General features: G+C 64.2%; 13 protein-coding genes and 1 pseudogene. 5 read left to right on the top strand and 9 right to left on the bottom strand.

The window, feature by feature from the left end:
* Nucleotides 1-10: 10 nt before the first annotated feature.
* Nucleotides 11-1279, bottom strand: a complete 1269-nt coding sequence (locus AUR64_RS14155) for an alpha/beta hydrolase family protein (RefSeq protein ID WP_058582583.1) — start codon at nucleotides 1277-1279, stop codon at nucleotides 11-13.
* 206 nt (nucleotides 1280-1485) lie between these two features.
* Here AUR64_RS14155 and AUR64_RS14150 point away from each other — a divergent pair, with 206 nt between their 5' ends.
* The gene (locus AUR64_RS14150) at nucleotides 1486-2382 is read left to right on the top strand and encodes a DUF4013 domain-containing protein (RefSeq protein ID WP_058582582.1); all 897 of its coding nucleotides are present in this window, start codon (nucleotides 1486-1488) and stop codon (nucleotides 2380-2382) included.
* Nucleotides 2379-3350: a DUF4013 domain-containing protein gene (locus AUR64_RS14145; protein ID WP_058582581.1), complete on the top strand. Its 972-nt coding sequence runs from the start codon at nucleotides 2379-2381 to the stop codon at nucleotides 3348-3350. The genes AUR64_RS14150 and AUR64_RS14145 overlap by 4 nt, the downstream gene beginning before the upstream one ends.
* Before the next feature lie 24 nt (nucleotides 3351-3374).
* Here AUR64_RS14145 and AUR64_RS14140 read toward each other — a convergent pair whose 3' ends face one another.
* The gene (locus tag AUR64_RS14140) at nucleotides 3375-4439 is read right to left on the bottom strand and encodes a hypothetical protein (RefSeq protein WP_155120616.1); all 1065 of its coding nucleotides are present in this window, start codon (nucleotides 4437-4439) and stop codon (nucleotides 3375-3377) included.
* A 370-nt stretch (nucleotides 4440-4809) separates the two neighbouring features.
* Between AUR64_RS14140 and AUR64_RS14135 the strand changes: the two genes are divergently transcribed.
* Nucleotides 4810-5766 carry an ROK family protein gene (locus AUR64_RS14135; RefSeq protein WP_058582579.1) on the top strand — a complete coding sequence of 319 codons (957 nt, stop codon included), beginning with the start codon at nucleotides 4810-4812 and terminating at the stop codon, nucleotides 5764-5766.
* A gap of 4 nt (nucleotides 5767-5770) precedes the next feature.
* On the opposite strand, the gene AUR64_RS14130 is transcribed toward AUR64_RS14135, so the two are convergent.
* A complete protein-coding gene (locus AUR64_RS14130; RefSeq protein ID WP_058582578.1) occupies nucleotides 5771-6868 on the bottom strand; it encodes a hypothetical protein in 1098 nt (365 codons plus the stop codon).
* 151 nt (nucleotides 6869-7019) lie between these two features.
* Between AUR64_RS14130 and AUR64_RS14125 the strand changes: the two genes are divergently transcribed.
* Nucleotides 7020-8678: a spermidine synthase gene (locus AUR64_RS14125; protein WP_058582577.1), complete on the top strand. Its 1659-nt coding sequence runs from the start codon at nucleotides 7020-7022 to the stop codon at nucleotides 8676-8678.
* A gap of 34 nt (nucleotides 8679-8712) precedes the next feature.
* Here AUR64_RS14125 and AUR64_RS14120 read toward each other — a convergent pair whose 3' ends face one another.
* On the bottom strand, nucleotides 8713-8994 hold the full coding sequence (locus AUR64_RS14120) for a hypothetical protein (protein WP_058582576.1): 282 nt from the start codon (nucleotides 8992-8994) through the stop codon (nucleotides 8713-8715).
* A gap of 103 nt (nucleotides 8995-9097) precedes the next feature.
* Here AUR64_RS14120 and AUR64_RS14115 point away from each other — a divergent pair, with 103 nt between their 5' ends.
* Complete coding sequence (locus AUR64_RS14115; protein WP_058582575.1) at nucleotides 9098-9808, top strand: hypothetical protein; 711 nt, start codon at nucleotides 9098-9100, stop codon at nucleotides 9806-9808.
* On the opposite strand, the pseudogene AUR64_RS21315 reads toward AUR64_RS14115, so the two are convergent.
* The 5 genes and pseudogenes from AUR64_RS21315 to AUR64_RS14095 all read right to left on the bottom strand — a co-directional run.
* Nucleotides 9809-9994 (bottom strand): annotated as a pseudogene (locus tag AUR64_RS21315) (ion transporter); the annotation flags it as partial. It abuts the gene before it with no gap.
* Nucleotides 9995-10136: 142 nt separating this feature from the next.
* Nucleotides 10137-10334, bottom strand: a complete 198-nt coding sequence (locus AUR64_RS14110; protein ID WP_058582574.1) for a cold-shock protein — start codon at nucleotides 10332-10334, stop codon at nucleotides 10137-10139.
* Nucleotides 10335-10590: 256 nt separating this feature from the next.
* Nucleotides 10591-12345, bottom strand: a complete 1755-nt coding sequence (locus AUR64_RS14105) for an alkaline phosphatase D family protein (protein WP_058582573.1) — start codon at nucleotides 12343-12345, stop codon at nucleotides 10591-10593.
* A 61-nt stretch (nucleotides 12346-12406) separates the two neighbouring features.
* Nucleotides 12407-12910 carry a cupin domain-containing protein gene (locus AUR64_RS14100; protein ID WP_058582572.1) on the bottom strand — a complete coding sequence of 168 codons (504 nt, stop codon included), beginning with the start codon at nucleotides 12908-12910 and terminating at the stop codon, nucleotides 12407-12409.
* A 233-nt stretch (nucleotides 12911-13143) separates the two neighbouring features.
* Complete coding sequence (locus tag AUR64_RS14095; RefSeq protein WP_058582571.1) at nucleotides 13144-14010, bottom strand: fructosamine kinase family protein; 867 nt, start codon at nucleotides 14008-14010, stop codon at nucleotides 13144-13146.
* Between the last annotated feature and the right edge of the window lie 61 nt (nucleotides 14011-14071).

Genomic DNA, 14071 nt, shown 5'->3' with positions numbered 1-14071 from the left:
TTGGGAAGTTTCAGCCGGTTGCGAGCGTCTCGTCCAGCCAGTCGTATATCTCGCCGTGCGCCAGCGAGAGGTTGCCAACTTGGCAGTGTTCGCCTGCACCCTCGTCGGTCGTGAACACGCGCGTCGTCGTCGGGCCGGCGACGGCGTCGGCGAACTCGTAGACGAGAGAGAGCGGAATCAGATGGTCGTCCTCGCCGGCGAGCGCCAGCGTCGGACAAGTGATTCGGTCGGCGACGTCACGGAGCGAGTACTCTCGCAGCGTCCGTCTGAGGTTCGCGGCATCGGTGCCGAACACCCACCGTGAGTTCTCCATCCGCCAACGCGACCCGGCGTCGAAACGCGTGCCGAGCGAGGCCAGTGCGTTGACCAGAAACCCGGGTGCATGGTCGATGAGCGCGGCGACTCGTTCTTGCCCCTCCGCCGCCGCGTCCCAGAGGTCGAAACAGTGGTCGAACGCGACCACCGCGGCGATACGGTCGTCGAACGCCGCCGCCCGCGGCGCGTAGTAGCCGCCCATGCTCGCGCCGACGACGCCGATTCGGCCGGCGTCGACGCGGGGGTCGTCGACCAGCACGTCGAGTACCGGTCCGAGGACGTTCTCCCAGTCGGTTCGTGCTTTCATCCCCTCCAATCGGAGCGGTGCGCCCTGTCCGGGTCCGTCGAAGATGAAACACGTGTAGCCCCGTTCGAGTGCCGCTGGGACGCCACAGAGAAAGTACAGTTCCTCGGCGAGCGAGTCGAACCCGCCGAGACAGACGACCGTCGGCCGTTCGGTGTCGCCGGCCGCGCTGTCGCCGTTGCTGTCGCCGTCGCCGTCGCCGTCACCGTCGCCGTCGCCGTCGTCACCGCCGGATTCGACCGCGGGCGTGAACAGATACCCCGGCAGCGTCGTCTCCTCGTACGGAATCTCGACCTGTTCGACCGAGGCGTCGAGGTAGTCGAGCGCCCGTCGGAACGCCTTCCGACTGCGCTCGTACGTCGGCACGCGGCGGGAGTCGTCGCCGTCCAGAAAGAACTCCGCGGTCCGGTAGTAGTTGTGAGCGCGAAAGAACGCGTCCCGGGCCGTCTCGTCGTGGTCGCCAGCGACGGCGTACTCGCCGGCGACTGCGACTCGGTCGGCAGTTCGTCGCCACTCGGTGTACCACGCCTCGAAGTCGACGCCGTCGATTCGGTCGACGGTCGCCAGACACTCGCCCGGTTCCGCCCCGCGATACGTCGTGTACGCCATCGCGCGGAGGGTCTGATAGTCGAACGTCGGGTCCGAGAAGTGAACGCGCATGCGACTGATAGCTCACTCGGGGCGATAACGGTTCGTGTGACGTGACAGTCGGTGACTCACTGTGACCTCCGGCCGAATCCGTGAGGCCCGCTCTGGGGTCCGCACACGAGACGGAACGAAGAACGTATCTTCCGCCGAGACGCTCCGAGCAGCCTGAAAAAAGGCTTTGCTCGTAGCTGTCGGTTATCGTAGGTGTAGGTGTGACGATGGACTCGGAGACGAATCAGGGGTGGGGAAGAAAGCTGTTGACCGTACTGTTCGGCGGGTTTCTGTGGTACTACGGTGCGTTCCTGTTCGTCCCACTCGTCTTCGCGTACGGCTACATCGCCCGAGTCGTTCGCGCGGAACTCGAAAGCGACACCGCCGATACGCCGGCGTTCGACGACTGGCGGACGCTGCTCGTCGACGGGGCTCGAATCTACGCGATTTGGGTCATCTTCGCAGCCGTACTGTTTCTCAACTGGCAGTGGACGTCCGAGAGTGGGGCGAACGGAACCGTCGTCGTCTCGCTCGTCGGGACCGTACTCGGCGGCGGCGTGCTGTTCGCGCTGGTTCCGATGCTGGTCGGCAAAACCGTCGACTTCACCGCGATGGTAGGTGGGCCGCTCGCACAGTCGCTCGATACGTATCTGCTCATGGTAGCGATTCTCTACGTCGCGCCCGCGATGGTCGCGCACGCGACCCAACGACGGCGCTTCTTGGCGGCCTTCTCGTTCTCGACGTTCCGGTCGCGTTTCCTGCACCCGGGGTACGCCCGGGCGTGGGTCGGCTTCTTCGTTCGCTGGGTAGCGAGTACGACGCTCCTGTACGTTCCGCTTCTGTACGCACAGGAGGTCGACGTGGTTCGTGGACTCGTCGGCATCGTGTTGATTCCGGCCGTCGCCCTCGACCTCGCGGAGTACGTTGTCTTCGCTGCGTACGCGGTGAGTTTCTATTTCCTCGTCTCCGCGTACGCCGTCGTCGGCCGCGCGTGGCGTGACCTTTCAGCGATGACGGAAGTCGAGGAGGCCGAAGAACCCGAGAAAGCCGAGCAGTCCGTCGGCGACGAGCGACCGACCGTTACCGACGCAACCGGCGCGGCACGGGGAAGTGTCTCAGAATGAACTGGGAACGATTCGCCGACGTCGTCGACGAGGAGAACCCGACGGTGACGGTGCTGTTCGGGGTGTTGCTCGCCGCGATGCAGACGACACTTTCGACCGTACTGCTGCTCGGCTACGTGTCCCCGTTGTTCCGCGACGAGTCGCCGGGTTTCACCGACTGGCGGCGACTGCTCGGCGACGGCGTTCGTGGATTCGTCGTCTGGTTCGGGTGGAGCGCGGTTCCGCTTGCGATACTCGTCGTCTGGTATCAAGCGCATCTGTTCACCACGTGGGTCGGAGGGAGATACGCCGACACGTCGACGTATCTCGCGTCCGTACTGGGCACTGGCGCGACCGGGTACGAGGCGAGAATCGTCTTCGAGGCGTTCGAGCAACTGTTCGGCGGCGTCGCCTTCCAGTGGATACTCGGCGAACCGGGGCAGTTGCCTTCGATAGAGGCGATTGCGGCGCTCGAAACGAGGTTGTTGGTGGCGTTTCTGGCCGCGAGTCTCCTCTCGTTGTACCTGTTTCCGGCGTCGTTTGCTCGCGTGGCGGCGACGCAGTCGATACGCGCTGCGCTCGGTTGGCAGGTCGCCCGAACCGTTTTTCGGGTCCGGTACGTGTTGCTGTGGCCGGTGTTGCTGCTGGCGTGGGTCGTCGGTGTCGCCCCCGAAGCAATCTGGTTAGTGTGGAAACGCTCACCCGCGCTCGCTGGGAGCGTAACGTACGAAATCGCCTCCGTACAGGTTCCGTTCGATTTCCAGTTGTTCGTGCTCGACGTGCTTCCGGTCGGCGTGGTACCGACGCCGTCGGGAATTCTCGAAGTGACGGCACTGCTCGTCGTCTCGGCGCTCCGTTTCGGTAGTTTGGTCGCCGGCTACGCGATTCTCCGTCGTGCAGTGCGGATACCGGAGAAAGACCCGGCGCGCAACGTCACGAGTCGGACGGACTCGACGGCCCCGCCAGACCCAGCAGACCCGACAAACTGACGGACCCGACAGTCGGTCGCTGACCTACTGCCCGTCGAACAGTTCCGTCGTGTACTCGTACGCCAGTTGGACGAGACGGTTGAGCGAGTCGGTGGTCGTCGAAGCGCTGCTGCGAGCAGCGTCAGACGTTGAGAGCGCTTTCGAGGCACCCAGAGACGCGGCGCGTTCGGTTGCACCGGTCCGCGTATCCGCCTCGGAGGCACTATTCGCCGCACTCCACGCGCTCCCGAACGCGGCAGCCATCGTCTCGGCGGCGGTCGTTTTCACTCCCTGCACGGTCCGCTGCTGTGTCGCTTCGACGGCACCGTGTGCGGCCCCGCTGGCACTCGACACCACGTCGTCGAACGTCTGCGTCGGCGACGAACTGCCGGCGTTCCCGGAGCCGACAGCCGACGGTTCCGGCGTGAGCGCTCTGATTTCGGTGTACAGAGCGGACACGTTCTGCAGAACGATGCTCTCGTTGTACTGCTGTCCGACACCGAGCATCGCCCCCGAAGCACCGCCGTACGCCGCGTACGTCATCGTTCGGGACGTCGCAGTCCCTCCGGACTCCCGCCCGGCCGTGAGCGCACCGGTCACACCGCCTTCCGCGGCCGCTTCGGCGAACGACGCGGAGTAGTCGTCTACGTCGATTGCCCGTAGTGCGCCGAACGCGCCACCGAAGGCGACGTCGTAGAGCAGTTCCGGAGAGCTTCCTTGTGCGTTCGACAGCGCCGCCCGTGCAGCCCCGCGCGAGGCGTTCTGGACGTCCGCCAGCGTGTATCGCTCGGTGTTGTTCTCGACGTTCATCGCTTCGATAGCCCCATCACGTGCGCCGAGAAACACCCGTTGATACTGTTGTGCGGTGTATCTGGCCCCGGCGGCTCTCGCGTCACACACGCCTGCGTTCGTCCCTGCCCGTGCTGCTTCGAGCACCGCTCTGTCATCTGATGGGTCTCCGACGACTGCGTCCATCGCACACCGTTGGCGCTCCTCGAAACTCGTCTGCACGCTACGCTGCGTGCTTTCGGCGGTCACCGGCACCGTCGGAGCGACGACCAGCAACAACGCAACGACGATAGCGACCGCCCGAACGTACTGTGTGTTCATCTTCACATCCTCGAATGCACGATGGTACGCTGGACGTAGAGTTCAACGTGTTGTCACGTGTGCGGGACAATACTGGTGGGGAGGACATCTGTGCTTCACTCGCACAGTCAGCCGAGCGAGACGTCACGGATAGCTAGTGTGTCGAGAGTCAGAACCGGGATTTGAGAACCCAGAACTGCTGTGACCCGGAGCGAACTGCGTGCGGGTCGAGCGCCCGTGTTCGCAAATAAATCAACATGTGCGATATGAAATCTGGATTGTGACGGGAGTCGGTAGCGACTGTCGGTCGGACAGGTTGCGGGCGAGGAGACATCGAGAACCGGTCCAGCAAGTGGAGAACATTGATACCGGGTGCGACCCCCTTGGAGACGTGAACGGTCCGACAAGCGTCGTCGTCGACGTCGTCAGTACTCGACTGCGGTACGCCCGCGGAACCAAACGTGGATTCGTGAACGTGCGTAGCGAGCGGACCCGTGCCGACGCGCTGGCCGAACAAGTCGTCGACGCCGTCGCAACCGTCCGCGACGAGTCTTCGGAGCCAATCGAAGTCGTCTCCGTTGCGACAACCGGGCTGGTCGACGCCGAACGCGGTGTCGTCGCCGAGTTCGACGCCGCCGACGGGACGAAACGATACGACGTTCCGCTCGCCGCCGCCATAGACGAGGCGTTCGGCTTGCCGACCCTCGTCCAGAACGACTGTACCGCCGCCGCGTTAGGTGAGTACCAGTTCGGGGCGGGCGAGAATCACAACAGTCTCGCACACGTCACCTTCGGGACCGGCATCGGCGCAGGCGTCGTCGAAGACGGGCGGCCGCTCCGCGGCGAACGTGGGTATGCTGCCGAGGTCGGTCTGTTCTCTATCGACGCCGACGGCGACCTGTGGAGCACGGGTGTCCGCGGCGCGTGGGAGGCGTACTGTTCGGGCCGTGGGATTCCGAACTTCGCTCGGTCGATAGTGGCCGAAGATGACCGACCCTCCTCGCTGCGCGAACACGACGAGATACGCGCACCGGACGTGTTCGCAGCGGCCGACGACGGTGACGCCGTCGCTTGCGACCTTCTCGACCGAATCGCGCGCTACAACGCCGCGGGAATCGGCACGCTCGTCAACGCGTACGACCCGGGCGTGGTGACGGTCGGCGGGTCCGTCGCCCGCAACAACGCCGAGTGGTTTCTCTCGGGCGTTCGGGCGTCGCTCGACGACTACGTGCTCGCCGCCGACCCGCCGGCGGTGACGCTCACGTCGCTCGGCGAAGATATCGAACTGTACGGCGCACTCGCAGCGACTCTGAGCGTGGACGTGAACGCTCGAAAATCCGGAGACTGACTCGCTACTCTTCGGGGTCCGTCTCAACGTCAGTCTCCGACGGTGACTCGGAGTCGTCGAGTGCGTGCTCGTACTCCTCGAACAGGTCGTCGTCGAGCAGTTCTCGAAGCGTGTCGTCGCCCTCCTCTGCACCTTCGGTCGCCAGCCCGTAGAGGAGACCGAACCCGCCGCCGAGAAGCGCCCCCGTTCGGGGAGTCGAGACGCCGAGTTCCTCGTCGGTGACTGCGCGGCCCGCACCCAGTTCGGCCCCGCGGGCGACGAGGTCGGCGTCGACGCCGGTCAGCCAGTGAGCGTACTCTTCGGGCGTCATCGTCTCGGCGAGATACGTCGACACGCCGAGGAGACTCCCGAGAGCGGCCCCGTTCACGTTCGTTCGATGGGCGTTCGCCGCCGACATACCACGCGAGCGGCGAGCCATCTCGAGAGGGTCGACGCCGTCGAAGACGGTGTTCTCGTGACTGCTCGCGTACGCGCCGACGACGCTGCCGCCGAGCACTGCACCCGAGAGCAGCACCGCCGTCGAGTACCCCGCGGCGATTGCGGGGTTAGCGAGTGTGACACCCGTCGCTACTCCCCACAGCGCCGCCTGCTTCGGGTCGGCGTTGCGAGCGGTGTGTTTGAGTTCGGTTATCCCCGACCGTGCGTGACCACGGACTCGTGCGAGCGAACGCGACGAGGCGGTGACTGGTGTCGGGCGGGGTGTGTTCGCTTCGGGCGACTCGGTCGTGGCGGGGACGTCTGGGACTTCGTCAGTCGAGTCGTCGGAGTGGGAGTCGGAGTGGGAGTCGATGTCGGTGACATTCCGCGTTTTCGACCCCATGGTCTCGATGCCGTCGGCGACGCGGGAGCGGAGGCCGCCGACCGTCGACCGGACGCGGTCGACCGCGCCGTCGTCGGTGGCTTCGGTCGTGACGGGCACCGCGGCGACTTCGTCGTCGCCGAGTTCGGGGGTCGGTGCCTCGGTGAGGGCTGCGAGTCGCTCGCGGAGGTCCGCAGCGTCTTCCGCCACAGCGACCGCCTCGTCGACGAGCGGGCCGCTGTCGGGGGGCAACTCGGCGAACAGTGCCGCGAGTCGCTCGGCGGTGTCGGGGTTCTCGGTCATCGGGAGATGTACAGTCCCACGGTAGGTAAGCGCGGGGGTCAGCAGTGTCGCTCCGGCCAGTCGGTGTGTCGGACCGAGCTGTGTCGAATAACCACCGTTTCGGGCCGGCGTGCGTCGAACAGTTATTGTGCCGGGCCCCTTTCGCTGTGTCATGAGCACGTCTCGCTCGTTCGACGCCCTCCGACTGACGAAACCGGAACTGGCGGTGTTCGTCTCCGGCGTCGCCAGTATGGGGTTGGAGATTCTCGCCGGGCGCATGATAGCCCCGCAGTTCGGCAGCAGCATCTACACGTGGGGCGGCATCATCGGCGTCTTCCTCGCCGCACTCAGCTACGGCTACCACCGCGGCGGTAAACTCGCGTCCCAGCAGGCGACGAACGACCGGATGGCACGGGTGTTCCTCCTGACGGCGGCGTACGTCGCGGGCCTCATCTTCCTCGGTGATTTACTGCTTCGGGCGACCTCGGGCTTCCCGCTGCCGAGTCGGTTCGCTTCGCTACCGGCTATCACGCTCCTATTCGGTCCGCCGACGTACCTGCTCGGCTACATCAGCCCCTATGCGGCCGAACTCTCTGCAAAGGAGGGACTCGGTGAGGCGTCGGGGCACGTCTACGCCCTCGGAACTATCGGGAGTATCGTCGGCGCGTTCGCGACGACGTACTTTCTCATCCCGACGCTCGGTGTCGAACAGATTGCGCTCGTCTTCGGCGTGCTCTCGGTGGTGACGGCGCTCGTACTCACCCGTCCCGGTATCGGCCGTGACCAGGCGGTGGCGAGCGGATTCGTCCTCGTACTGCTCGTCGCGGCGGTCGGAAGCGGCGTCGCCGGTATCTCGGTCGAAGGCCGCGTCGTCTACGAGACGCAGACGCCGTATCAAGAGCTTCAAGTCGTCGACCTCGGCGACACGCGGACGCTGTACCTCGACGGCCAGCGACACAGCGCGATGGACAAGAGCGACCCCAACCGGCACGTCTTCGACTACACGCGCTACTTCCATCTGCCCTTACTGATGACCGACGACGTCGACCGGGTCTTGTTCATTGGCGGCGGCGGGTTCACCGGGCCGAAACGCTTCGCCGAGGACTACAACGTCACCGTCGACGTCGCCGAAATCGACCCGGAAGTCATCGACGTCTCGAAGGAGTACTTCCGGGTCGAGGAGTCCGAGAATCTGAACATCTACAACACCGACGGCCGGCAGTTCCTCCAAGAGACGAACCGGACGTACGACCTCATCGTTCTCGACGCCTACCAGAAGGACAAGGTGCCGTTCGAGTTGACCACTGAGGAGTTCATGCAACTCGCGGACAGTCGTCTCTCCGAAGACGGCATCCTCTTCGCCAACGTCATCTCCGCGCCGACCGGCCCGGCGTCGAAGTTCTACCGCGCCGAGTACAAGACGATGTCACAGGTGTTCCCGCAAGTGTACAGCTTCCCGACCGCCGGCGGTGGGGTGGTGCAGAACATCGAAGTCATCGCCACGAAGAACGAGTCGGTCGTCACCGAACAGCAGTTGCTCGCGCGCAACGAGCGTCAGAACATCGGTATCGACCTCGACTCGGAGATACGCAACTACCAGCGGACGACCGAGACGGGTGACGTGCCGGTGCTGCGCGACGACCGCGCACCCGTCGACAGCCTCTTGGACCCGATGGTCGGCCAGCGGTACGTGATTCAGCAGTCGAACGAGTCGGGGTCGTCGAACGAGACGGCGGACTCGCTCGTCGGCCCAGTCGGGACTGGGCCGAGCATAATCGGAATGCAATCGGGCCAGTCGCCCCCGCTCGCCGCTCCGGCGCGGGCGAGTTAAGCACTCGAATCCGAGCGAGGGTTTCCTTCGCCGTTCACCGCACGTTCATCTGTTTGGCCGTCTCGGCGGCGTGTTCTGCGACCTGTTCGATGCTCGCGTCTGACTGCTCGGCGAGCACGCGGGTCAGCATCCCGAGTTGTTGACTGGCCATCTCCTGCAGTCGCTCCTCGTCGACGTCGTTGGCGAAGTAGAACTCGTTGTCGCCGTCGGCAGCGACGAGGCCGACGTAGAGCGAAACGGCGTCCGTATCGCCGAGGGCGTCGGCTGCTCGCTGTTTCACACGGTCGAACTCCGAACTGTCGGTGTCGTCGGTCACGGGTTCAGATAGCGTCGCCGATAGCAAAAACGGTCCGTGCCGACTCGGGGACTCACAGAGGGTGGCGGCGTTATTTGTACGGGGACACGAAACGGCCGAGCGAATGACGAGACGGGACGACCTCGACGAACTCTATCGGTTGTTCGACGACCTCGAAGCGCGCGTCGGCGGGCGACAGACACTGGCCGACTGCACGGGATACATGGACTGGCCGGACCGCGGCGTCTACTTCTTCTTCGCACCCGAGGAGACGCGCGAGACGACCGACCAGCCGCGGGCGACGCGAGTCGGCACACACGCCGTCTCCGAAGGGAGCAGCACCTCGCTGTGGGACCGGCTCCGCACTCACCGAGGCGCGCAGCGGGGCACGTACGAAGGCGGTGGCAACCATCGAGGCTCGGTGTTCCGTAAACGAGTCGGTGAGGCACTCGTCGACCGAGACGGACTTCGAGAGACGTATCCGCAGTGGGGTGTCGGCTCGACGGCGAAGCGAGAGCTCCGACTCGACGAACTCGACATGGAACGACGGGTGAGCAATTACCTCCGCGACCTGCCGTTTCTCTGGGTCGCTGTCGACGACGAGCCGAGCGCCGAGAGCCAACGAGCGTACATCGAACGGAACGTCATCGCACTTCTGAGCAACTACCAGCACGACCCTGTCGACCCGCGGTCGGGCGAGTGGCTCGGCACAGCGAGTCGAAGCAAGAAGATTCGAGAGTCCGGTCTCTGGAACGTCAACCACGTCGACGAGGAGTACGACCCAGCCGTGTTGAACGCATTGGGTGACGCAGTCGAGAAGACACAGCCGTTGTAACCCGAAGTCGTCGACGGCCGGGGTCGTCTGGAACTCGACGCTGTAGAACAGACCGGCGGAGACGAAGAACACGACCAGTACCGTCAACAGCAGTTCATCGCCCGAATCCGACCGGCCGAGACGGTCCTGGAAGAAGAAGAACTCCTCGTCCTGTGTGAACCGGTAGAACCGGAGCACACGAACGACGAGCGATAACGAACCGTATCGACGCGTACCGACGAGTGGGCTGTCTTGCGAGAACGTGCGGTCGAAAGCGCAGTCGCTCTCGGCGGTGTAGAGTAGTAAAAAGCAATTACGCGGTGTCGCCGTGTGGCGACTGCGTGAAAACTTAGTTAGTGCGAACGACGTTCTTCGCGCGCGGGCCTTTCGGGGCCTGTTCGATGTCGAATTCGATTTCGGTACCTTCCGTCAGGTCCTCGCCGCCAACGTCTTCCATGTGGAAGAACACGTCGTCGTCAGAGTCGTCCGTCGAGATGAAACCGTAGCCGCCAGTGTCGTTGAAGAAATCAACCTTACCGTTTGCCATTGCAAATATATCCAATCACAGCCCACGGATAAGACTTGGCATCTGTGTTCATAACGCTCTGATTAATGTTCGAACCTTTGTTTAGGATGCATTTGTCAAGACACTTGACCACGTACACGTTTCTGTACTCGTACGGTGTCGCTTCGACACATCGAGCCGAACGTTTCGAGGAATCCTCGGTTCTCACTCCCTTCATCTCCGGTACGGACGATTAGCTGCGTCCGAGAACGTGTTCACCGACGGTACGACTCCCCAATCACGGTGAGGGCGAGCGATACTCGTCGGTCACGTCCTCTAACTGCACCTCGCCTTCGCGGACGCGGTACGCGGTGACGACGTCGTGGTCGGCGGTCTCCTCGTTCGTCCGCTTGTCGACGGCGTGTCCGACGTACGTGCAGTTTTCGGGTGTAAACTCCACGACCGAGTAGCCCCAGTTGTGACTGTCGAAGAACTCGATGTGTGGATTCATCGCCGTGATAAGCTTCGTGAGCAGTGGCTCGGTGATGCGGCCTCGCCACCCACGGGTGAGGTGAAGCGCCTCGGCGACGTTCAGTGAGGTTATCGCCGGCGTCATGAACTCGACGCCGATACGGTCGCCTTGCGCGACGCCTTCGCCCCCCGAGACCCGACCCGGATACGAGGTCTGCTGGTACGCGGCGATGTAACAGTGCATGTCGCCGGTGAGCGTGACGAAGTTGTCGACGTCGGCCGCGCCGATGGCTTCCGTGATTCGCTGTCGTTCGCGCGTGTAGCCGTCCCACCCGCCCTGAACCGGGTAGAGAGACAGCGGCCCCGACCCGAGACGGAACGGCACCGTGAGCACCTCGTCGGCCCAGACGGTCCACGTCGACTCCGACCCGGTGATGGTGTCGACGAGCCAATCACGCTGCTGTTCGCCGAGCATCGTCCGCCCCGGCGGTTCGTACTGCGGGCCGACGTTGTCCGGGGTGGGTATCGCCTCCCGGGGCGGGTCGCGGAACAGTCGCTCGTCGGTCAGCACTAACGTGAGCAGGTCACCGAACTCGAACGACCGCCACAGTCGGAAGCGTTCCTGCAGCGACTCACCCTCCGGGTCGTAGGTCACGCGGGCGGGCATGTACTCCCACCACGCGTGCATCGCGTCGGCGACCAGTTCGGTCATGAACTCGGGGTCGTCGCTTCGCGGGTGGTCGCCCGACGGCGCGTCCGTCCGGCGGTCCCAGTAGACGTCGTTGACGAGTTCGTGGTCGTCCCAACCGGCGATGAGCGTGTGCGACTCCAACGCCTCCTGCATGAATCTGTCCGAGCGGTACGTTCGGTACAGATACCGGTAGTCGTCGAGCGTGTGGACGCGGCCGTTCCCGCTCGGAAACGACAGTTCTCTGTCCGAATAGTCGTAGGAGCCGAGCCCTTTGAAGTGGCCGTCGCTGGACTCGTAGATGAAGTCGCCGACGTGGACGAGAAAGTCGACGTCCTCCTCGGCGACGTAGTGCAACGCCGGATAGTAGCCGTTGAGATAGTTCTGACACGCCAAGACGGCGAACCGAACGGATTCGGGTGTCGTCTCCGGGTCCGGAAGCGTCCGGCAGCGGCCGACACGGGAGGCGACGCCGTCGTAGACAAACTGGTAGTAGTAGGTGGTGTCGGCGTCGAGTCGGCCGTCGAAGTCGATTTTCACCGTGTAGTCGTGTGCCCGAATCGACGCGTCGTCGGTTACGACGCCGTCGAAAACGGCGTGTTCGAGGGTTTCGTCGGTGGCGACCCGAACTGCCAACTGCGAGTCCGTGTCGAACACCTCTGGAGCGATGCGCGTCCAAAGGATGACACCGCTCGGCGTCGGACCGCCGCTTGCGACCGACTGCGGAAACGTCTCGTTCGGGTCGGCGTCCGGGTCGAACTCGAAGGGGTCCTCACTCGTCGCCTCGCCGACTGTCGTCGTGAACGCGAGGTCGTGAGAGTCGAGTTCCGAGAGGAGTCCGGAGTGGTTGTCTGAAGAAGCACGCCCCGACGTCGGGGCGAAGTCACCGGCCATACTGATCGTCTCTCACTGTTGGGCAATCGAGGTTTCGATTGTGGCAGTGGCGTTCGGCGTCTCACGCGGGAAGTGGGCCGAGAATGTCGAGTTGGTACTTCCGGCCGATTTCGGCGAGCGCTTCGGGGTCCGGTTCGGCCGGCGGTGGGGTCTCTCGCCGCTCTGCGGGGACACCAGCCTCCTCGAAGAACCCCTCGAAGCCGGCGGGGGTGAGTTGAATCAGCATCCGGCACTGCTCGTCGCTCACGACTCGGAACCCGTGCGGGATATCTCTCGGAAGAAACACCGTGTCGTTCGCTTCGGCGTGCAGCATCTCTGCACCGTCCTCGCCGTAGTAACAGTCGATAGCGCCCTCCAGAACGTAGAACAGTTCGTCCTCACCGTGGTGGACGTGGTAAGGTGTCTCCCACCCTGCCGGAGCGGTGTGTTCGATGAGCGAGAACGCGCCCTCGGTCTGTGTCGCGTCGACTTTCGGCACGACGAGAACGCCGATGGACCAGAGTGCTTGGCCATCGTTGTCGGTCGCTACGGTCGGGCCTCTGTCGAACATCGTGTCGTGTGACATGGCACATCATATACTACTCGCGCGGAGATATACTCGTTAGACAGAGACTGGGACTATCGGGTCGCCGGGAGGAATCGAACACGCGTCGCTGGCGACGTGTGGAGTCGGCCTCGGCACTCATAGGGTTCGTCACCGTCGGGAGCCACCCCGACTCGGAACGGTGCTGTCGTCATCGGCCGCCCGAGAGTACCCGACCACGGTAGAAGTCAGTTCTCCTCTGCGGCGTGCGCCGTTCAGTAGCCGATTCGATTCAGCGTCTCGGCCACCTCGTCGGGGTACTGCCCGCCGAACAGATGCACGTGGACCAACAGCGGATACAGTCGATAGACGAACCGGCGGCGCTCGAAAAAGCCCGAGTCGATGCCGCGAGACTCCCGATACCGAGTGAAAAACGTATCGCCGAAGGTGTCCGTCCAGTCGACGTACGCCAGTTCGACTTCGGGATGTGCGTAGTAACACGCCGGGTCGAGAAACGCCCGAATCTCGTCGTTCTGTGCTAAGAGGTTCGTGGTCCACACGTCGCCGTGAATCAGTGATGGGCGGTCGGGGTCGGTGAGCAAGGAGTCAACATCGTCGGCGACGCTTTCGACGCGCGCGTGCAGCGACGGCGACAGCGACCCGCCGTCGGCAGCGAGGTCCGCGACGTGACGGAGGCGATGCTGTTCGAAGAACTCGGGCCACGAGTCGGTCCACGGGTTCGGCTGACGGACAGGGCCGGTGAGCGTGTCCCGGGGGAAACCGAACGCATCGGCGCGCACGTCGTGGAGTCGACAGAGGTGGTCGGCGGCGTCGCGTTCGGTCGCAACGGAGAACGTCGAGTCGCCGTCGACGTGTGTGAGGACGAGTAGCTCGGGGTCCGCGTACAGCACGTCGGGAACCGGGAGGTCGCTCTCGTCGGTGAGATACCGGAGCATGAACGCCTCGACATCCAGCGGCGTGTCGCCGACTTTCGCCACGACGGTTCGGTCGTCGAATCCGACGCGGTACACGGAGCCAATCATCCCGCCGTCGAGTTCCGTCAGTTCGGTTACGGCGTCCGGAGTGCGGTCGAGGGCGGTGGCGACGCGTTCGGAGAGGCTGTCGGGGGGTGTCTCGGGCATCGAGCGGAGGTGGGGCCGCCGTCGGTTAAACCGTGGCGTCCCCGATGACCCAGCGTTCGCT

Source organism: Haloprofundus marisrubri, assembly GCF_001469955.1.
Classification (GTDB): Archaea; Halobacteriota; Halobacteria; order Halobacteriales; family Haloferacaceae; genus Haloprofundus; species Haloprofundus marisrubri.
The sequence above is the reverse complement of the archived record's forward strand: the minus strand, read 5'-3'. Positions and strand labels throughout refer to the sequence as shown.